Source organism: Streptomyces sp. NBC_01549, assembly GCF_026339955.1.
Classification (GTDB): Bacteria; Actinomycetota; Actinomycetes; order Streptomycetales; family Streptomycetaceae; genus Streptomyces.
The window spans coordinates 855,411-873,540 of the sequence record NZ_JAPEPW010000002.1 but is presented as its reverse complement, the minus strand read 5'-3'; the positions used below and the strand labels follow the sequence as shown (position 1 = coordinate 873,540).

The following is an 18,130-nucleotide window of genomic DNA, read 5'->3' as shown; positions in this document are numbered from 1 at the left end:
CACTCAACTCCTGTGGGGCAGCGCTCGCCAGGGGGCAGCGCTTGGTAGGGGGGCGGCGGGGGCCGACCCGAGTCGATCTTCACGATGTCATGGGTGGGCGCCCCGCTTCAGCACGGTCCGCACGACGCGCCCTGCGGCCACCTTCTGCGGCAGGCTGTAGGGAGGAGAACGTCCGCGGGGCGATGCGGGCGAGGGTGTAGACGCCGAGGCTCAGCCAGCACAGGGCGAACAGCCAGCCGCCGAGCACGTCGGAGAACCAGTGAACGCCCAGGTAGACCCTGGTGAGTCCGACCAGGACGGCCCAGCACGCGAGGAGCGCCGCGAGAGCCCGGCCGCCGCGTGGCGCCCGCGCGAGCACCGCGAGGACGAGCAGTCCGCCGGCGATGGCGGACGTGGTGGTGTGGCCCGACGGGAAGGACCAGCCGGAAGCCCGCGTGGCCCACTCCAGCGTCGCGGGGCGGGGGCGGGCGACCAGGGACATCACGCCGTACCGTACGGCCTGGGCGGCGGCGAGACAGCCGACGCAGCCCAGGGCGAAGAGCGTCCGCTGCCGCGCGGTGCGACCGAGGACGACGCCCGCCAGCGCGACCATCGCATACGGCAGGACGCCCGTGCCCGTGTAGGTCAGCCCGCGGGCCAGGGCGAGCGCGACGGGCGGGCGGTGGTGCGCCGACCAGGCGTGGAGGTCCTGGTCACCGAAGAGCGGGGCGCCGTCCTGACCGGTCACGATCAGCGTCAGCAGCACGAAGGCCACCAGGCTGCCGACCGCGGTCGATCCCGCGAGGTCGCTCACGTCCGCGCGCTTCACGACAGGGCCCGGGGAACATCGGCCACGTACGTCAGCGCGGTGCGCAGGGCTGCGGACATCGACGAAGGCCCCTTTCCTCATGGCGTGCGGGCGCGACGGAAGACGGCATCCGCAGTGACTACATTTCTGTAGACGGTCTACAGAAATGTAGACGATTGCCGGGCGGAGATCGTTCCCGCTGCGGACGTGAAAGATGAACGTCGACCGGGTGCGATCCGGTCCCGGCGCGGACCCGGCCCGTGCGGTCCTGGCCGGCGTGCCCAGCGTCCCGCACCTCGCCGCGCCCTGCGACCCGGCGCCCGGGTGGCAGGACGGAAGCATCCGATGGGATGCCGTACCCTAACGTGTTACGTATAACTACCTAAGGGGTCCCGATGCGACGCATCGCGCTGGTCACCCTCGTCGTCGACGACTACGACGAGGCGATCCGCTTCTACACCGAAGCCCTCGGGTTCCGGCTCGTCGAGGACCAGCCGCGGCCCGACGGATCGCGCTGGGTCGTCGTCGAGCCGGGCACGGAGGGCGGCGGCAGCGGACTGCTGTTGGCCCGGGCCAAGGACGAGGCACAGCGCGGGCGGGTGGGCGACCAGACCGGCGGGCGCGTGGCCTTCTTCCTGCACACCGACGACTTCGCCCGCGACCACGCCCGCATGCGCGAGGCGGGCGTGACCTTCCTGGAGGAGCCGCGCCACGAACCGTACGGCTCGGTCGTCGTCTTCCAGGACCTGTACGGAAACCGCTGGGACCTGCTCCAGCCCGCCACCGCCTGACTCATCCACCAAGCCGCTCAGAACCTGCCGAGGAACGACACGCATGACCGCGCCCCGCATCGACACCATCCGCCGCCTCCCCAAGGCCGTGCTGCACGACCACCTCGACGGCGGCCTGCGCCCCGCCACCCTGGTGGAGCTCGCCGAGACGGTCGGCCACACGCTGCCCACCACCGACCCGGACGCGCTGGCCGCCTGGTACTACGAGGCCGCCAACTCCGGTGACCTGGTGCGCTACATAGCCACCTTCGAGCACACCCTCGCCGTGATGCAGAGCCGCGAGGGCCTGCTGCGCACGGCCGAGGAGTACGTGCTCGACCTGGCCGAGGACGGCGTCGTCTACGGCGAGGTCCGGTACGCGCCCGAGCTGATGGTGAACGGCGGGCTGACCCTGCCCGAGGTCGTCGAGACCGTGCAGGAGGGTCTGGCGGCCGGTATGGCCAAGGCGGCGGCCGCGGGCACCCCGGTCCGTGTCGGCACCCTGCTGTGCGGGATGCGCATGTTCGACCGCACCCGGGAGATCGCCGACCTCGCGGTGGCGTTCCGGGACGCCGGTGTCGTCGGCTTCGACATCGCGGGGGCCGAGGACGGCTTCCCGCCCGCCGACCACCTCGCCGCCTTCGAGCACCTGCGCGGCGAGAGCGTCCCGTTCACCATCCACGCCGGTGAGGCCCACGGCCTGCCCAGCATCCACCAGGCCCTCCAGGTCTGCGGCGCCCAGCGCATCGGCCACGGCGTCCGTATCACCGAGGACATCGTCGACGGCAAGCTCGGCCGCCTCGCGAGCTGGGTGCGCGACCGCCGTATCGCTCTGGAGATGTGCCCGACCTCCAACCTCCAGACGGGCGCCGCGACCTCCATCGCCGAGCACCCCATCACCGCCCTGCGCGACCTCGGCTTCCGCGTCACCCTCAACACCGACAACCGTCTGGTGTCGGGCACGACGATGACGCGCGAGATGGCGCTGCTGGTCGAGGAGGCGGGCTGGACGGTGGAGGACCTGCGCACGGTCACGGTGAACGCCTTGAAGAGCGCGTTCATCCCGTTCGACGAGCGCAAGGCCCTCATCGAGGACGTCGTCCTGCCCGGCTACGCCCTCTGAACCAGCCCCCGTACATAGGCGGCCTGTCCGACGTGCTGCAGATCGTCGGACAGGACGCTGACCAGCCGTACGCCGAGGGTGACCGGGGGATCCCAGCGCTCGTCCACGATCCGCTCGAGGTCCTTGGCGGTCAGCCCGCGCACGAACTCCAGCGTCTGTTCGTGCACGGCGTCGTAGTACCCGGTCAGCAGGTCGGCGGAGTCGACCCGTACCTTGGCGACCTTCGCCGAGCTGTGCCCGTACCCCGTGTCCTGGCGCGGCAGATCGAGCCCGAAGCGCTTCTCCCAGTCCTGCGAGAGCCAGACCTGCTCGAGCCCGGCGGCGTCCGCGACATGGTCGTCCTGGACGCGGGTGAGGTGCCAGACCAGCCATGAGACGGAGTTGGCGTCGTCCGAGGGGCGGGCGTTGAGAACGTCCGGCGGCAGGCCCTCGACGGCGGCATGGACCTCTTCCTGGATGCGGCTGTACGCGTCGATGAGGATGTCCTTTGCATGCATGCGTCCACCATCGCGTATCGCGGTCCCTCACGCGTCCGGAATCCAACTCCCGTGGAAGCCGAGCGGCACCCGCCCCGGGAGATGGACCCGGGCGACCGGCTCGCGCGTGAAGGCCTGGGCCGCCAGGATCACCAAATCGGCGGCCCCGCGGTCGGGGTTGTGCACATAGGCGACCGCATAGCCGTCGTCCTCGGCCCGTGCGCCCTCGGAGGGGACGAAGACGGCCTCCCCCGCGGCGGCGTCCCGCGGCAGCCGATGGACCTGTGTGATGCCGCGGAGCAGGTCGTGCTTGATCAGCGCGTTGGCGAAGGCCCGGTCGGGCGGGTTCCCGTCGGGCGTCAGGCCTTGTACCCGATCACATGGGTGTTGCACGGGAAGTCGTCCGGCGGGACGGGCCCGGGGTACGGCTCGCCGAGTTTCCCGGCCACGGAGGCCGAGCGGACCCAGCGGTTGCGGTACCACTCGGCGCGCCCGTCCCGCAGCCGCACTCCGTGCACCATGCCTTCGCCGAGCATCCAGTGGTGGGCGCGCGGGTCCTCCAGGCCCAGGACGTTGGGGCCGTTGCGCAGGAAGCGGCCGTTCAGCTCGCGCGGGATGCGTCCGGTGACCGGGAGGTCGAACGCCGTCAGCTCCTCGGTGACGGGCTTGAACGCCCCCTCCAGGAACGGGAACCGATGCCCGCCCTGTGCCGCTGTGCCCGACACCGGTTCCGCTGCCGCCGCCGCGCGGCCCCCCATCGAGCCGACGAGCCCTCCCGCCGCCGCGATCGCCGCCCCGCGCAGGACCGTCCGCCGTGTGTGATCCGCCATCTCCGTACTCCAGCCTCGCAGTCGCCGTCGTGGACGTCCACGAGTCTGCGGCCGGGGAGCGGGCCGGGTCAGGAGTGCTGGAACCCGTCCGGGGGTGGTGTCAGGCCCCCTCTTGCGGGGTGTCGAGAAGCACCATCAGCGCCCGCGCCGCCGGACTGGTGGCGTCCGGTGGCGGCAGCATGGCGACGGTCTCGTACGAGGCTTCACAGGCGCCCTTGAAGGGGAGGGCGGTGAGACCGCCGGCCTCGCGCTTGTGGCCGAAATGGCGGGGGACGACGGCGATGCCGAGGCCCTCGTGGACCAGCTCCAGCAGGCTGTGCACGTCGCTGACCTCCAGGGCCACGGTGCGCCGTACGTCGGCCGCCGCGAAGGCCGCGTCCGTGGTGCGGCGCGGCCCCCAGTCGGGATGGAAGTCGACGAACGCCTCGCCGCCCAGCTCCTCGGGCGTGACCACGGCGGCGGTCGCGAGGTGGTGCGTCGGATGGCAGAGCACGGTCATCGGCTCGCTGGTCAGCGGGACCGACCGCAGCTGGTCGCCGTCCGCCCGCGTCCTGACGGCGAAGGCCAGGTCGAGACGGCCCGCGGCGACCTCCTCGGCCAGCGCCTCGGAACCCGCCTGCCGCAGCCGGATCTCGACGTCGGGATGGCGCCGCCGGAACGCGGCGAGGAGCTTGGCCACGTCCACGCCCGCGATGCACTGCTCGGTACCCAGGGAGAGCGTGCCGCGCAGCACGCCCTGTACGGCGGCCACGGCGTCCTGCGCCGAGCGCACCTGGGCGAGGATCCGCTCCGCCTCGCCGAGCAGGGCGCGACCGGCCTCCGTGAGCGTGACCCGACGGGTGGTGCGCACGAACAGTGGGGCCTGAAGCTCCCGCTCCAGGGCGCGAATGGAGGACGACAGTCCCGACTGCGACACCATGAGCCGTTCCGCCGCCCGGGTGAAATGCTGGTCCTCGGCGACCGCGACGAAGTGCTGAAGGTGGCGCAGTTCCATGGAGCACAACAGTAGCCGCCGATTGAGAAGCGCCGTCGCTCAGTCCCATCCGATTCTCCCGTTGGACCTCTGCACGTGCCCGCGCGAGAGTGGAGACCTGTTTTCCCGGCCTTTCAGGAGCAAGCGTTGTACACCGCACACCCCGACCGTTACGCGGACATGCCCTACCGGCGCACCGGACGCAGCGGACTGAAGCTGCCCGCGCTGTCGCTCGGCCTGTGGCACAACTTCGGCCCCGACCGGCCGGTGGAGACCCAGCGCGCGATCCTGCGCCGCGCCTTCGACCTCGGTGTCACCCACTTCGACCTGGCCAACAACTACGGTCCGCCGCCCGGTGCCGCCGAGTCGGCCCTCGGTGACGCCCTGAAAGCGGACTTCGCGTCCTACCGCGACGAGCTGGTCATCTCCACCAAGGCCGGCTATCTGATGTGGCCGGGCCCGTACGGCGAATGGGGCTCCCGGAAGTATCTGCTGTCCTCGCTCGACCAGAGCCTGGCCCGGATGGGCCTGGACTACGTGGACATCTTCTACTCGCACCGCCCCGACCCGGAGACTCCCCTGGAGGAGACGATGGGCGCCCTGCACTCGGCGGTCCAGCAGGGCAAGGCGCTCTACGTCGGTGTCTCCAACTACTCCGCGGAGCAGACCCGCGAAGCCGCCCGCATCCTGGCCGAGCTGGGCACCCCGCTGCTGATCCACCAGCCGCGCTACTCGATGCTCGACCGCCGCCCCGAGGACGAGGGGCTCCTGGACACGCTGGACGAGCTGCAGGTCGGCTCCATCGCCTACTCCCCGCTGGAGCAGGGCCTGCTCACCAGCCGCTACCTCGACGGCATCCCGGAGGGCTCGCGCGCCGCGAGCGACAGCCCCTTCCTGAGCGCCGACACGGTCACCGAGGACCTGGTACGGCAGCTGCGCGCCCTCGACGAGATCGCCAAGTCCCGCGGCCAGTCCCTGGCGCAGCTGGCGCTCGCCTGGGTGCTGCGCGGCGGCCGGGTGACCTCCGCGCTCATCGGCGCGAGCAGCCCCCAGCAGCTGGAGGACAGCGTCGCGGCCACCCGCACCCTGGACTTCACCACGGAGGAGCTGGCGCGGATCGACGCGATCATCAAGGCCTGAGCCCCGCCGATCAGGCCGTAGGAGAAGCCGACCGGGCCGTGCGGCCCGGTCGGTCAGGCGTTGAGCCGCTCGCTGAGCTCCCAGAGGCGGTCGACCGCCTGAGTCCGGCCCGGCGCGTCCAAGGGGCCGGACCAGGAGTCGGCGAAGGCCCGCACCGAGGCCGACTCGCCCCGCGCCCCCGCCCTTGACGGCTACGGCTGGAGCATCATTGGCCCGGCACGCGGTCCAGGAATCCGTGGACGCTGCGGATCCGGTCCTCGCCGTCCAGGGTGATCACGTCGAATCCGGCGACGGGCGCCGTGCCGTCGGCCTCGTTGACCAGTTCCCAGCCGAAGCGGGCGATGTCGTGATGCCCGTCGACCGGCCCGGCGAGCCGGAAGGAGAACCCCGGGAACTGCTCGTGCGCCGCCGCGATCACCGCGGTGATCCCGTCGTGCCCGCGGACCTCGGCCAGCGGGTCGGTGTAGCTGCCGTCCTCGCTCCAGGCGGCGGCGACCGCCTTGTCGAGCGCATTCCGGGCAGTGGCGTTCCAGGCCTCGAAGTAGCGGGCGACGGCGTTCTCGTAACGGCTGCCGACTGCGGACATGGTGGATCAACCTCCGTGGAAAGTAGGGTAGTCGCTGGTCAGAGAGCGGATTCCCGGCCGTGGTGCCCCGCTGGGATCCGATACCGCAACCATGCCCGCCGACGCCCGAGGGCGTCGATTACCTCCGGGGTAAGGGCAGTGAGTCGCGTTTCGGCCAAACCCGGCCGTGAATATGCCAGGAGACTGGCTGGAATGGCATGGTGACAGAGTGTCAGGAGTGGCGATACTCGAGTGACAGGGCGATTCAGCCAAGCCCGCGCGCAGCACGACCACGCATGACGCGCGCAGCACCACCATGCACCACGAACGAGCCGCACGCAGTGAACGAGCCGCAGGGAAAGTGAGGCCGGGCCGGCGGAGAGCGTTGCAATGGGGGAGCGATCGTGCACGACGAATTCCTGTGCCATGTGACCGCATACGGAATATGCGGAGGCAGACGCGTCGGTGTCCCACTGGGGACCTATCGCGCGCCCACCCTGGCGCTGGCTCTGTGGTGGATGCGGGACCGTGCCTCCTGGATGGCCTCGCGGCTCGATCCGCAGCCCGACGATCCGACCTTCCCGCCGAACTCGATCGCGCCGGTGGCGGACACCGTCCCCGACGTGCCGAGCGTCCTGCGCGCCTGGTGCGGTGACGCCCTCCAGCAGGAATTGGTCGCCGAGGAGCTGGCCGCGGGAAAGCTCGTCCGGATCGCCACCAGTGACGACACCACCGAGTACGAACTCCTCGCCGAATCCGTGGACGCGCTGCGGATGCAGCGGACCGCCGCCGCGCTCGGCAGTTCCGCGGCCTGAGCCCCGCCCGACAGGTCCAGGGGCCCCCGGTCAGCGGGGCCAGGTCGGTCAGCCGGCGGGAGCGGCCCACTCGTTGTCGCGGCGGCCGACGTGAGCCGCTGACCAGGCGCATATGTCGGCGAATAGCTAGAATTCTGGGCATGGGAGAGCGGTCGGTCGCGCCGACGGCGCCCGAACTCGTCCTCGAAACCGAGACGGGCTCCACGGTGCTGAGTCCGAGCCGCGACTATCACGTCGGGCGTGACCCGTCGAGCGAGATCGTCATCGACGACGTGCGGGTCTCGTGGCACCACGCGGTGCTGCGGCCCGAGGCGGACCACTGGACCATCCAGGACGAGAACAGCACGAACGGCACGTACGCCGATGGCAGGCGGGTCCGCGAATGGGGCGTCGGACCGGGCAGCGTCATCCACTTCGGCAGCCCCTCCGACGGTCCCCGGGCGGTCTTCGCCGACAAGACCCCGCAGCGGTCGCCGGGCGCCTTTCGGCCATCGGTCAGCGGCACCTTCCAACGGCCGACCACAGTACGGCCACTGCCTGCCCGCACCGTCCGCATCGGCCGCGGCGGGGACAACGACCTGGTCATCGACGACCTGGTCGTCTCCCGGCGGCACGCCGAACTGCTGGCACAGCCGGACGGGACGTACGAGATCCTCGACCTCGGCAGCCACAACGGCACGTTCCTCAACGGGCAGCCCGTCACCCGCGCCCCGCTCACCCCGGGTGACGTCGTCGGTATCGGCCACTCCGCGTTCCGCCTCGTCGGCGACGAGTTGCAGGAGTACGTCGACACCGGCGAGGTCTCCCTCGACGTCCAGGAACTGACCGTCGCCGTCGACCGCGGCCGCAAGATCCTCCTCGACCAGGTGTCATTTCCCGTCGGCGAAAAGTGCCTGCTGGCCGTCGTGGGCCCCAGCGGCGCCGGAAAGTCCACGCTCCTCAACGCCCTCACCGGGCAGCGGCCCGCCGACCGCGGAGCCGTCCTGTACGACGGCCGCGACCTCTACCGCGACTACGCCGAGCTGCGCCAGCGCATCGGCCTCGTGCCGCAGGACGACATCCTGCACGCCCAGTTGACGGTGCGGCGGGCCCTCGCGTACGCCGCCGAGCTGCGCTTCCCGCAGGACACCGCCAAGGCGGAGCGCCAGGCGCGGGTCGACGAGGTCATCCAGGAGCTGGGCCTGGAGCAGCGCGCCGGCCAGTCCATCCACAGTCTGTCCGGCGGTCAGCGCAAGCGGGTCAGCGTCGCCCTGGAACTGCTGACCAAGCCGTCGCTGCTGTTCCTGGACGAACCCACCTCCGGTCTCGACCCCGGCATGGACCGCTCGGTGATGCACATGCTGCGCGGCCTCGCGGACGACGGGCGTACGGTCATCGTGGTCACCCACAGCGTGCTCAGCCTCGACATCTGCGACCGGCTCCTGGTGCTCGCGCCCGGCGGCAAGGTCGCCTACTTCGGACCTCCCGACGGCGCCCTCGCCTTCTTCGGCTACCAGCAGTGGCCCGAGGCCTTCGAAGCCTTCGAGCGGGACCAGGACCGGGACTGGGCGGGGGAGTACCGCGGCTCGCCGCTCCAGGGCCGGTACATCGACAGCGCGGGCTCCGTCGCGCGGCCGCAGCTGCCACGGGCCGGTCCGGCCGCCGCCGTCGGCTCGCCGCCCAAGGCCCAGAGCTGGGCCGCGCAACTCGGCACCCTGGTGCGCCGGTACGCGGCCGTGCTCAGCGCCGACCGGACCTTCCTCGTCGTCATGGTCGGGCTGCCGTGTGTGATGGGCGTGATGGCCCGTGCGGTGGCCGGCGGCGAACTGACGGCGGAGACGGCGATGAACGTACTGCTCATCCTGTGCATCGGCGGAGTTCTGACGGGCGCGGCCAACGCCGTGCGCGAACTGGTGAAGGAACGAGTCATCCACCAGCGGGAGCGCGCGGTGGGCCTGTCCCGATCGGCGTACCTGATGTCGAAGATCGTGGTCCTCGGCGCCATCACCGTGCTCCAGGCCGTCGTGCTCTGCCTCGTCGCCCTGTTGGGCGTCGACCTCAACGCGCCCCGCGGCGAAGGGGTCCTCATGCCGCCACTGCTGGAGATCACGCTCGTGGTGGCCCTGCTCGCCTTCTCCGCGATGATGCTCGGCCTCGTCGTCTCCGCGGCGGTGGCCAAGGAGGAGGTCACCATGCCGCTTCTGGTGCTGCTCGCCATCGTCCAGGTCGTGTTCAGCGGTGCGCTGTTGAAGCTGCACAGGGTGCCCGGCATGGAGCAACTGGCCTGGCTCGTCCCCGCCCGCTGGGCCCTGGGCGCGATGTCGGGGACCATCGCCTTGGGCCGGATCGAACCGGGGAGGCTCACCTCCGACCCGCTGTTCCGGCACGAGGCCGGCGTGTGGCTGGTCAACGTGGGCATGCTGGTCGTGCTGTCGATCGTGTTCGGGTGCGTGGTGGCCCGGCTGCTGCGGCGGCACGAACCCGAGGTCATGCGGAAGTAGGTGCGATGACGACTCCCGACCCGGCGACGATCGACGACTTCCGTCCGACGCACGTCGTTCCGCCGGACGGCCTGCCCGCCTGGGAGACACCGGACCCCTCCCGGCCCACCGTGCCGCTCGACGCGCTGCTCCCGGTGCAACTCGTCGAGCGGCTCGGTGACTGGGGCCGGGTCGTCTGCGCCAACGGCTGGGCGGCCTGGGTGGACGGCCGGCTGCTGGTCGCCGTACCGCAGCCGCCGCCCGCGGAGGGCGGCTCCGTCACCCGAACCGCCGACCCGCGCCCGCTCCTCGCCCTCGTGGAGCAGGCGCTCACCCGCTATCGGAGCGCGGTCGAGGACCTCGCGGCCGGGCGGCTGGACGGAGCGTCCTTCCGCGGCATCACGCGCGGGCAGCGGATGGGGGTGATCGTCGACGGCGAGTCCCTGTGGCTGTACGACGCCGAACACGAGCGCTGGGTGTACACCGACGGGAGGCGGCTGAGCACGTACGCGGTCGCGGACGAACCGGTGGTGGCCCCGGAACGGAACGGGAGTGTTCCGGGCCGGGCCCGCACTGGTGTCGTACGGGCACCCGACGACCATGAACCGACGCGTCTCGTCCCGGGGGTGATGGACGAGCCGGGTGACCGCTGACGCGCGGGACAGGTCCTAGCCGACGGAGTCCTGCACGACCTCGCCCTTTCGGTGGACTCTCTTCGCCAGCAGGGCGCCGAGGAACCCGGTCACCAGGCCCCACAGGACGGCGAGCCCGAGCGCGCTCCAGAGCTTCGGCTTGAGGAAGAGCTCGCCCGCGAGGCCGCCGCCGGCGTCACCGATGCCGATGAGCGACAGGCCGTAGTGCGCCGAGATCCTGCCGACGAGACAGATCATGAGCACCGTCAGCGCCAGCGCGAGCGCCATCCGCACGGCGTGCCGCCAGGCCCGCATCCGGGCCGGTGAGCGGGCGGCCATCAGGAACGCGGCGCCCAGGAGCAGCAGCGCGTCGACGACCGGCAGCCACCACACCCTGCCGTCGTAGTGGCCGAGGGAGCGTAGATTGAGCGTGGAGACGTCCGGGGCGCGCAGCACCTGGTCGAGGACGTGCGGCATGGGCAGCCCGAAGGGTCCGTCCACCCGCCCCGTCCAGGTGGCGCCCAGCCCGATCGTGAAGGCGAGCCAGGCGAGGTTGGGCAGCCCGAGGAAGATCACCGCGAAGGTCTCGGGGACATGCCCACGTGTCGCGGCCGTCACCGGCGCGATGACCACCCCGGCGGCGACACACGCGAGCAGCAGCGCCACCATGGCGTACGCGGCCGGACGCACCGACTCCTGAAAGCGCAGCAACCGGGCCGGTAGCGGGGCCGCGCGCGACACGAGCAGGGCGAGGACGAGGACACCCACGAGCCACAGCACCCCGTAGAGCAGCGTCACGGGAACATCGGTCTTGAAGCCCACCTTGGGCGAGACCCCGATGAGGTCGCCGATGTCGCTGATCGTCCCGGTACCCAGGGAGATCTTGAACTTCTGGCGGGAGCAGAGCGCGAGTCCGAGGAGGGCCAGTAGCCACAGCACCGCGATCCTGACGGCCCAGCCGGCCAGCTCGGGTGCGCCGACGACGGCCCGGTGCCGCAGCGGCCGCAGGAAGCCGGCGGCGATCACCAGGGCCCCGGCGAGCGTGACCGACAGGGGGATCACCGTCAGCCCCGCCCGAGTGTCGGCGATCACGCCCACGTCACCCGCGAGCTCGATGGTGCCGCCGACCGCGGTCACGACGGAGGCCGTGACGACCCGTGGGTAGGCGTGGTCGGGCAGGCCCGTGGCACCGGCCCCCCACAGCCCGAGGGCGGCGGCCGCCAGCATGGTGAGCACCCCGGCCACCACCGCCAGCAGGGCCTGGCCCCATCCGTGGCGGGCGGCCGTCCGCTCGCCCGGAGTGGCGACGACCTGGCCGGACGGTGTCTGCGGGATCACGCTGCCACGCTAAGCAGCGCCGGGGTCCACCGCGCGTCGGGAGGGCCGACCGCGTCATCGACCGCGTCAGCTTGCGGGGGGCACCCGACCGGAGCACACAATGGGCGCGTTGTGGAATTAAACGGCATGGAGCGCGTGAAATGCCGCGAGATCCCTACGCCCGGAAGAAGAGCTCGTGAGCGTCGACCCGCCGTCCTCCGACCGGCCCACCGGCCCCCCCTCGGGCCCGCTGTCGGGCTCCCCCCGGCCGGGTGCCTCCGACCACGCTCCGACCCAGGGGATCGGCCGCCCGCTCGCGCCACCGCCTGGCGTTCCGCCGAGCGGCGACGGCCCGGGAGGCGGCGGTTCCGGCGGCCCGCCCGGTCACGGCAGCGGTCCGGACCACCCCTGGTGGAAGTCGGCGCCGAGGATCGCGCTGATCACGGGGGTCGTGGTGGCGGGGGTGGTGATCGGTGTCGTCCTCAGCCGCTCGGGCGGCACGTCCGGCACGGGATCGGGCGGCGAGGTGTTCCTGCAGGCCGCGAACAAGTCGGGTCCCGACCCGTTCACGGAGTCGACGGCGAAGTCCGATTCCACCGCGCCGGTGACACCCGCGGCGGACATGCCGGAGTCCGCCAATGTCACGCGCGGTGTGTCGGGTTCCGCGCCCGGCCTCTACGGCGGCACCCGCAACACCGCGAGCTGCGATGTGGAGAAGCAGATCAAGGCGCTCCGGGCGGAGCCGGCGAAGAACAAGGCGTTCGCCTCCGTGGCGGACGTCGAGCCCACCGAGGTCCCGGCCTACCTGCGCTCGCTCACCCCCGTACAGCTGCGGATGGACACCCGCGTCACCAACCACGGCTACCGCGGCGGCGCGGCCACCGGCTACCAGGCGGTGCTCCAGACGGGCACGGCGGTCCTCGTCGACGGCCACGGGGTACCGCGCGTGCGCTGTGCCTGCGGGAACCCGTTGACACCGGCGGTCGCGCAGCGGACCGTGCCCAGGCGGACGGGTGACACCTGGCCCTCGTACCGGTCGCAGAACGTGGTGGTCGTCGTGCCCGCCAAGACCACCGTCGACGTCTTCGTCATCTACGACCCCCACCGCGACGAATGGGTCGGCCGCCACCGGGGCGACACCGACGGCCGCCGGGACGAGAAGACGTACCTTCCGGCGAAGCCGTCCCCCGCCGTGAGCATGTCGTCGTCACCGAAGTCGTCGTCGCGGAGGCCCCAGTCCTCGTCGTCGCCGCCGTCGTCGTCCTCTTCTTCTGACTCGTCGTCGTCCTCGTCGTCATCCGATGTGCCGTATCCGTCCGCCTCCTTGTCCTCGGATCCGGATTCCCCCTCCTCCGAACCGCCCACGAGGGCGTCGGAGCCGGGGCCGTACGACGGCCTCGCGTCGTCCGACACGACGACCGATGCCACGACGAGTGCGGATGCCACGACGTCGGACACCACCTCGTCCGGCGGCACCTCGGAGGCGGCCTCGACGGCTCCTGGGTACTGAGCCGACCTCAGCCGATCCGCACGACCAGGGCGTAGTCCCCGAGCTCACCAGCCCCGACGCGACATCGATCGTGAGTGACTTCACGACACCGAGCTCGGTCGCCTCGCCGAGCGTGACGACCGGCACTCCGCGGACCTGGGAGAACAGTGTCACGGTGTGGGTTCCGTCCGGTCCGCGGTGTCCCGGAGGCGGAACGCCTCGACCTGTGCCGCGAAACCGGCGAGGTCGTCGGCGACGAAGCGGGTCGCGTTCGCGGGGATGACGAGAGCCTGTCCCGACACGGCGAGCGTCTCGCCCCGGGGCACGTACACCTTGCGGCGGCGGCGCTTCGAACCGGACTCCAGCGTCTGACGGGCGGCGATCCGGAACCCCACCACGCGCCCGCTGATACCGGCCTCGACGACGAGGTCCAAGACGGTGCCGACCTCCGTGCCCATGTCCGTCAGGACCCTGGCGCCCAGTACCCGGCCGTGCGCCGCCTCGTCCCGAGCGACCACCGCGACCGGTTCGGCGAGGACCTCCCGGCCGAGGATCATGACGGCGTCGCGGCCGAGCGAGTGCACCGCGCTCCACGGCAGGCTCTGCTTCAGCGGGCCCGCGAGCAGCCCCCGGCCGTTGAGGGTGAAGCCGGTGACCCGTCCCGCGGGCCCGTCGAAGACGGTGTCCTTGACCCGCGCCACCGCCTCACCGCCCAGGGTGACCACCGGTCGTCCACCGAGATCGCGTGCGGACATCAACTCGCTCATCACACCTCCCGTTTCCCGAACCGGTCCTCGCGCCGCACGGCGATGACGGTCCCCGACCGTCTGCTCGTCTGCACCCAGACCGCCGCCACGCTCAGCAGCACCAGGGCCGCGACCACGACGACCAGCCACATCCACCAGTCCACCGTCCACCTCCGGGCCTTCGGGCCCCGGCCGCCGTCGACCGGATTCCGCCCGGTCCGGGTGCCCCGAGCGGGCCGGAGGATGCACCGTGTCCGCCATCGCGGCGGCTGGGCTCGGGCGCGGGATCAGTCGGACGACGTGCCGGCCGGTCTGCCGGACCAGTCCAGACAGACGATCAGCGCGTCGTCCAGCGGCTCGGTGACGCGGTGGCGGGCCAGTTCGTCGAGGACGGCGCGCGGTACGTCGGCCGCGGGCAGCAGGGCGGTGGCCGACACGGCACGGGCCAGTGCCCGCTCCCCGAAGACCTCTCCGAGCGGGGAGAGCGCGTCGTACACACCGTCGCTCACCACCAGCAGCCGGTCGCCGGGCAGGACGCCGAACTCCTGCGGCACGTAGTCGGACTCCTCGAACATGCCGAGCGGCAGCTGCGCCTCCAGCTCGATCCGCTCCACGGCCGTACCCCGTCGGCGCCACATCCGGGGCGAGCCCGCGTCCACCGCGAGCGCGCGGCCGGTGGCGAGGTCGAAGGAGAGCAGCAGCGCCGACACGTGCTGGTCGCCGTGGTGCTGGGCGTAGAGGGCCTGGTCGGCGAGTCTGGCCTGGTCGGCGACCGGGAGCCCGGCGCGGCGGGCGTTGCGCAGGGCGCCGACGGCGAGGTGGGTCAGCAAGGACGCGTGGATGCCGTCCCCCATCCCGTTGATGATCGACAGGGTGAGCCGGTGCGCGTCCGAGGACCAGTCGAAGTTGTCCCCGCGCACCGCGTAAGCGGGCTCCAGCTGGGCGCCGACGGCGAACTCCGCGCGGGCGCAGGCCCGGCTCGGGAGCAGTTCCCACTGCATTTCGGCGGCCAGCGTCAGCCGGCCGATCCGCCGGGCCTGCCGGTAGACGTCGGTGTCCCGTTCGGCCACGACGATCGCGTGGCCCAGCAGGTCGGCGACCTGCACCAGTTCGTCGGTCACCACGGGGTCCACGGGCTCCGGGGGCAGCAGGACCGTGAGGATGCCCAGGCGCTCGCCCCGGGCGGTGACCGGCAGATGGAGACGGGTCCGCCCGGCGTTTCGGGGGTGTTCCTCGTGCGGCTCCTGACTGCCGAAGGCCCGGCCCTCGGGGCTGTTGTGCAGGGAGACGGCACGCGCGGGGTCGCCGGGCTCCTCGACCGACTGGAGCACGGTCAGCCCGTAGTCCGCCAGCAGCAGGTCGGCGTCGATCGCCCCCCAGACATCCGTCAGGAGGGGGCGCAGGGTGTCGAGCAGCGCATGCGGCGGGGCCGCGCGCAGGGCTCTGTCGACGTCGTTCACAGAGGTCACGGTCGTGATGGCTTTCTCGTGCGGTTCTCGTGCGAGTGGGTCCGCGTGGTCGCGGTGGTCTGTTCTCGGGGCTCCGGTGGACCGGCGCGGCTGGCCATGGCCTTCAGGAGATGACAAGGTGGATCGGTGCCTCGCTCGATCCGTCCACCCGTCTCCCGAGATGAAGCCGCGCAAACGCTCGACGCCGTCTCGGAGCTCCTCGAACTCCTGTGGGGTCGAGGGCAGGAGTCCGCGCCGTCCGGACCGGTGCCGCCCTCTCAGCTACGGGCCCTGATCGTGATCGAGCAGGGCGGGTCCATGAATCTTCGCTCGCTCGGCGACGCCCTGGCCTCGCGTCCCTCCTCGGTCAGCCGTCTGTGTGACCGGATGGAGGCAGTCGGCCTGATCCGCAGAGTGCCGAGCTCGACGAGCCGGCGCGAGGTCGAGGTCGGCCTCAGCCCGCTCGGGGAGCAGGTGCTGGGCGAACTCCGGGACCACCGCGCGCGCGAGGTGCGGGCCGTGCTGGAGCAGATGTCCTCGGCGGACGTCGCCCGGCTCACCGAAGGCCTCGAAGCGTTCCGGGCGACCGCGCTGGACCAGCTCGAGGAGCGCTCCGGCCGGTCCGGCCGGGCGCCCGGGCGTGCGACCGGTACCGATTAGCTCCATCTGCGTCCCTTCGATGCGACCCATCACTGCGACAACCGGCCCACGGGTCGCCGAACTTGGGATCGCAGGGGTACCAGATTGTTGCCTGACGGCAATTGTTGTCAAATGACAACGGTCGGCTACGGTAGGGCCTGACACCGCTCCATCGCGGCGTTGTGGCGCACCGTCCCCATGCGGTTACCCCACTCTCCGCGGATTCGACGACATTTCGAGGGATCGCTGTGCATTCAGGCCGGAGTTCAGGTCAGGCGGCCATGTCACTGTCCACGAGCGAGACAGGTCGGTCGACCGTGATCGCGGTCCGCGGCGAGGTGGATCTCGACAGCGCGGCCGAGCTCGACGAGGCCCTCGCCGCGGCGGGCCGGGCCTGCCAGGGCTCGGTCGTCCTCGATCTGGCCGGGGTGACCTTCCTCGACTCGACCACGATCAACGTCGTCCTGCGGGCTCATGGGGTGCTCGGCCCGCGGCTCCGGCTGGCCGCTCTCTCCCCGTTCGTGGAGCGGGTGCTGGGCATCACCGGCGTCTCTGGCGTGCTGCCGGTCTTCCGTGGTGTGGAGGAGGCGCTGGAGGCGGATGCGGTCTGAGGGCGCGTCAGGTGAACCGTGCGGGCGGCCAAGGCGTCTCCGGCGAGTGCTCAGGATGCCCGTGGGCCAGCGACGGGCCGAGCGACCGCAGCGCGGCCAGCAGTCCGCTCAGATCGGACTCCGGCATGCGCAGCAAGGCGTCCCTGATCCACGCGGTGCGCTGTGCCCGCACCCGGTCGAGGGCACAGCGGCCGCGGCCGGTCAGACTCAGGCCGACGCCCCTGCGGTCCTCGGTGCGCGGCGAGCGGGCCAGCAGCCCGGCTTCTTCGAGCGTGTCGCACACCCGGCTCGCCCGGGAGCGGCTGACCTGCGCCCGCTCGGCGAGTGCCGCGAGCGTCAGACCGGGATCCGTGCCCACCAGGGTCAGGGCGCGCAGCAGCGGCGGCGAGAGTCTGCTGTCGACCGCGACCGCCGTACGGGCCGACACGGCGACCAGGATCTCGGCCGCGGCCGTGAGCTGATCGGCCGCCTGAAGCAGGGCGTTGTCCCGTCCCCGGGGCGGTATGTCGTCCCGTACTTCGGGGTCCTGTCCATCCATCCGTCCGCGCCCCTTGCTCGCACCGGGAATTCGGTGACCGGTCATGCCTCGCGTGGTGGCCCTGCCCGGCCGCGTCGGAACGACACCGGTCGTGTGTGGGAATCATGTGCGGAAGCCACCGGGACGAGGGAACATCGGGGTGACTGTGGAGCACTTCACGGGGTACGAGCACTTGTGCAGCAGCGTCCGGACGCGGAAGGTCCCGACGTACCGGCATCCGAGAGAGAACCACATGATCGAGCGCTTGGACGGAGCGGTGATACCGACTGGCTTCGACGTGCCCGTGGAACCGCTTCGGCGGGCGGCGCACTACACCGGCGAGCCGGGGTGCATCGCCGAAGCACGCCACTTCGCCGAGCTGTTCCTCGAACAGCTCCGTTCGGAGTGGTGTGCCGAGATCGGCGAACGGGCCACCGGCGACCTCCTGCTGGTCGTGAGCGAGCTGGTCACCAACGCGGACCGGCACAGCCACGGACCGTACATCCTGGAACTGGAGGGAACCGACACCTCCGTCACCGTCATCGTGTACGACAGCAGCGCCACCCTGCCCCGGCGCTACCCGCGGGATCCCGAACGCGTGGGGCGGCACGGCCTGGAGATCGTGCACGCGCTCGCCACGCAGGTGACCGTCGGGCGGGTACCGGTCGGAAAGTGCGTCAAGGCCCAGCTCGCCCTGCGCCGTTGACCCGGAGTCACGTACCAGTAGGTTCACAGCGGACCACGGTCGGCGTGGGTCACCCAAGGGGGGCGAGCGTGGCGGATCGCCTGCCGC

The 18,130-nt window shown here is 71.6% G+C and carries 21 protein-coding genes; 10 read left to right on the top strand and 11 right to left on the bottom strand.

What is annotated here, in order from left to right; translation table 11 throughout:
• Positions 1-79: 79 nt before the first annotated feature.
• Positions 80-793, bottom strand: a complete 714-nt coding sequence (locus OG819_RS38710; RefSeq protein ID WP_323138206.1) for a phosphatase PAP2 family protein — start codon at positions 791-793, stop codon at positions 80-82.
• Positions 794-1,182: 389 nt separating this feature from the next.
• Here OG819_RS38710 and OG819_RS38705 point away from each other — a divergent pair, with 389 nt between their 5' ends.
• Both OG819_RS38705 and OG819_RS38700 read left to right on the top strand, forming a co-directional pair.
• Positions 1,183-1,578: a VOC family protein gene (locus OG819_RS38705; RefSeq protein WP_266632936.1), complete on the top strand. Its 396-nt coding sequence runs from the start codon at positions 1,183-1,185 to the stop codon at positions 1,576-1,578.
• Between the two features lie 43 nt (positions 1,579-1,621).
• Positions 1,622-2,680 carry an adenosine deaminase gene (locus OG819_RS38700; protein ID WP_266632937.1) on the top strand — a complete coding sequence of 353 codons (1,059 nt, stop codon included), beginning with the start codon at positions 1,622-1,624 and terminating at the stop codon, positions 2,678-2,680.
• Here the strand turns inward: OG819_RS38700 and OG819_RS38695 are convergent.
• The 4 genes from OG819_RS38695 to OG819_RS38680 all read right to left on the bottom strand — a co-directional run bounded on the left by OG819_RS38695 (position 2,668) and on the right by OG819_RS38680 (position 4,980).
• Positions 2,668-3,177: a DinB family protein gene (locus tag OG819_RS38695; protein WP_266632938.1), complete on the bottom strand. Its 510-nt coding sequence runs from the start codon at positions 3,175-3,177 to the stop codon at positions 2,668-2,670. The two genes, OG819_RS38700 and OG819_RS38695, sit on opposite strands and share 13 nt — an antisense overlap.
• Positions 3,178-3,204: 27 nt before the next feature.
• Positions 3,205-3,549, bottom strand: coding sequence for a carotenoid oxygenase family protein (locus OG819_RS38690; protein WP_266655481.1), 345 nt, complete (start codon positions 3,547-3,549; stop codon positions 3,205-3,207).
• Positions 3,516-3,986, bottom strand: a complete 471-nt coding sequence (locus OG819_RS38685) for a carotenoid oxygenase family protein (RefSeq protein WP_323139404.1) — start codon at positions 3,984-3,986, stop codon at positions 3,516-3,518. Before OG819_RS38685 ends, OG819_RS38690 begins: the two co-directional genes overlap by 34 nt.
• Positions 3,987-4,086: 100 nt before the next feature.
• On the bottom strand, positions 4,087-4,980 hold the full coding sequence (locus tag OG819_RS38680) for a LysR substrate-binding domain-containing protein (RefSeq protein WP_266653776.1): 894 nt from the start codon (positions 4,978-4,980) through the stop codon (positions 4,087-4,089).
• A 126-nt stretch (positions 4,981-5,106) separates the two neighbouring features.
• Between OG819_RS38680 and mgrA the strand changes: the two genes are divergently transcribed.
• The gene (gene mgrA / locus OG819_RS38675; protein WP_266653774.1) at positions 5,107-6,099 is read left to right on the top strand and encodes an L-glyceraldehyde 3-phosphate reductase; all 993 of its coding nucleotides are present in this window, start codon (positions 5,107-5,109) and stop codon (positions 6,097-6,099) included.
• A gap of 205 nt (positions 6,100-6,304) precedes the next feature.
• On the opposite strand, the gene OG819_RS38670 is transcribed toward mgrA, so the two are convergent.
• Positions 6,305-6,685, bottom strand: a complete 381-nt coding sequence (locus OG819_RS38670) for a nuclear transport factor 2 family protein (protein WP_266653772.1) — start codon at positions 6,683-6,685, stop codon at positions 6,305-6,307.
• 383 nt (positions 6,686-7,068) lie between these two features.
• Here OG819_RS38670 and OG819_RS38665 point away from each other — a divergent pair, with 383 nt between their 5' ends.
• The 3 genes from OG819_RS38665 to OG819_RS38655 all read left to right on the top strand — a co-directional run bounded on the left by OG819_RS38665 (position 7,069) and on the right by OG819_RS38655 (position 10,591).
• Complete coding sequence (locus OG819_RS38665; protein WP_266632945.1) at positions 7,069-7,479, top strand: hypothetical protein; 411 nt, start codon at positions 7,069-7,071, stop codon at positions 7,477-7,479.
• Between the two features lie 140 nt (positions 7,480-7,619).
• Complete coding sequence (locus OG819_RS38660) at positions 7,620-9,959, top strand: FHA domain-containing protein (RefSeq protein WP_266653770.1); 2,340 nt, start codon at positions 7,620-7,622, stop codon at positions 9,957-9,959.
• Positions 9,960-9,964: 5 nt separating this feature from the next.
• A complete protein-coding gene (locus OG819_RS38655) occupies positions 9,965-10,591 on the top strand; it encodes a hypothetical protein (RefSeq protein ID WP_266653767.1) in 627 nt (208 codons plus the stop codon).
• A gap of 15 nt (positions 10,592-10,606) precedes the next feature.
• Here the strand turns inward: OG819_RS38655 and OG819_RS38650 are convergent, their stop codons facing one another.
• The gene (locus OG819_RS38650; RefSeq protein WP_266653762.1) at positions 10,607-11,908 is read right to left on the bottom strand and encodes a streptophobe family protein; all 1,302 of its coding nucleotides are present in this window, start codon (positions 11,906-11,908) and stop codon (positions 10,607-10,609) included.
• 175 nt (positions 11,909-12,083) lie between these two features.
• On the opposite strand from OG819_RS38650, the gene OG819_RS38645 reads away from it, so the two are divergent.
• On the top strand, positions 12,084-13,397 hold the full coding sequence (locus tag OG819_RS38645) for a DUF6777 domain-containing protein (RefSeq protein ID WP_266653760.1): 1,314 nt from the start codon (positions 12,084-12,086) through the stop codon (positions 13,395-13,397).
• Between the two features lie 149 nt (positions 13,398-13,546).
• On the opposite strand, the gene OG819_RS38640 is transcribed toward OG819_RS38645, so the two are convergent.
• The 3 genes from OG819_RS38640 to OG819_RS38630 all read right to left on the bottom strand — a co-directional run bounded on the left by OG819_RS38640 (position 13,547) and on the right by OG819_RS38630 (position 15,582).
• The gene (locus OG819_RS38640; protein WP_266653758.1) at positions 13,547-14,143 is read right to left on the bottom strand and encodes a PRC-barrel domain-containing protein; all 597 of its coding nucleotides are present in this window, start codon (positions 14,141-14,143) and stop codon (positions 13,547-13,549) included.
• Positions 14,143-14,286 carry a hypothetical protein gene (locus tag OG819_RS38635; RefSeq protein WP_266632957.1) on the bottom strand — a complete coding sequence of 48 codons (144 nt, stop codon included), beginning with the start codon at positions 14,284-14,286 and terminating at the stop codon, positions 14,143-14,145. The genes OG819_RS38640 and OG819_RS38635 overlap by 1 nt, the downstream gene beginning before the upstream one ends.
• A gap of 123 nt (positions 14,287-14,409) precedes the next feature.
• Positions 14,410-15,582: a PP2C family protein-serine/threonine phosphatase gene (locus OG819_RS38630; protein WP_266653756.1), complete on the bottom strand. Its 1,173-nt coding sequence runs from the start codon at positions 15,580-15,582 to the stop codon at positions 14,410-14,412.
• A gap of 135 nt (positions 15,583-15,717) precedes the next feature.
• On the opposite strand from OG819_RS38630, the gene OG819_RS38625 reads away from it, so the two are divergent.
• Positions 15,718-16,230: a MarR family winged helix-turn-helix transcriptional regulator gene (locus OG819_RS38625; RefSeq protein ID WP_266425108.1), complete on the top strand. Its 513-nt coding sequence runs from the start codon at positions 15,718-15,720 to the stop codon at positions 16,228-16,230.
• Between the two features lie 260 nt (positions 16,231-16,490).
• Positions 16,491-16,820 carry an STAS domain-containing protein gene (locus tag OG819_RS38620; protein WP_266653754.1) on the top strand — a complete coding sequence of 110 codons (330 nt, stop codon included), beginning with the start codon at positions 16,491-16,493 and terminating at the stop codon, positions 16,818-16,820.
• A 7-nt stretch (positions 16,821-16,827) separates the two neighbouring features.
• Here OG819_RS38620 and OG819_RS38615 read toward each other — a convergent pair whose 3' ends face one another.
• A complete protein-coding gene (locus OG819_RS38615) occupies positions 16,828-17,358 on the bottom strand; it encodes a MarR family winged helix-turn-helix transcriptional regulator (RefSeq protein ID WP_266425102.1) in 531 nt (176 codons plus the stop codon).
• 232 nt (positions 17,359-17,590) lie between these two features.
• Here OG819_RS38615 and OG819_RS38610 point away from each other — a divergent pair, with 232 nt between their 5' ends.
• Positions 17,591-18,043 carry an ATP-binding protein gene (locus OG819_RS38610; protein ID WP_266653752.1) on the top strand — a complete coding sequence of 151 codons (453 nt, stop codon included), beginning with the start codon at positions 17,591-17,593 and terminating at the stop codon, positions 18,041-18,043.
• Positions 18,044-18,130 lie beyond the last annotated feature (87 nt).

Coding starts and splice junctions, on each gene's coding strand:
- OG819_RS38705 (WP_266632936.1), top strand. CDS start 1,183: ATGCGACGCATCGCGCTGGTCACCCTCGTCGTCGACGACTACGACGAG.
- OG819_RS38700 (WP_266632937.1), top strand. CDS start 1,622: ATGACCGCGCCCCGCATCGACACCATCCGCCGCCTCCCCAAGGCCGTG.
- OG819_RS38695 (WP_266632938.1), bottom strand. CDS start 3,177: ATGCATGCAAAGGACATCCTCATCGACGCGTACAGCCGCATCCAGGAA.
- OG819_RS38685 (WP_323139404.1), bottom strand. CDS start 3,986: ATGGCGGATCACACACGGCGGACGGTCCTGCGCGGGGCGGCGATCGCG.
- OG819_RS38680 (WP_266653776.1), bottom strand. CDS start 4,980: ATGGAACTGCGCCACCTTCAGCACTTCGTCGCGGTCGCCGAGGACCAG.
- OG819_RS38670 (WP_266653772.1), bottom strand. CDS start 6,685: ATGTCCGCAGTCGGCAGCCGTTACGAGAACGCCGTCGCCCGCTACTTC.
- OG819_RS38660 (WP_266653770.1), top strand. CDS start 7,620: ATGGGAGAGCGGTCGGTCGCGCCGACGGCGCCCGAACTCGTCCTCGAA.
- OG819_RS38655 (WP_266653767.1), top strand. CDS start 9,965: ATGACGACTCCCGACCCGGCGACGATCGACGACTTCCGTCCGACGCAC.
- OG819_RS38640 (WP_266653758.1), bottom strand. CDS start 14,143: ATGAGCGAGTTGATGTCCGCACGCGATCTCGGTGGACGACCGGTGGTC.
- OG819_RS38620 (WP_266653754.1), top strand. CDS start 16,491: ATGTCACTGTCCACGAGCGAGACAGGTCGGTCGACCGTGATCGCGGTC.
- OG819_RS38615 (WP_266425102.1), bottom strand. CDS start 17,358: ATGGATGGACAGGACCCCGAAGTACGGGACGACATACCGCCCCGGGGA.
- OG819_RS38610 (WP_266653752.1), top strand. CDS start 17,591: ATGATCGAGCGCTTGGACGGAGCGGTGATACCGACTGGCTTCGACGTG.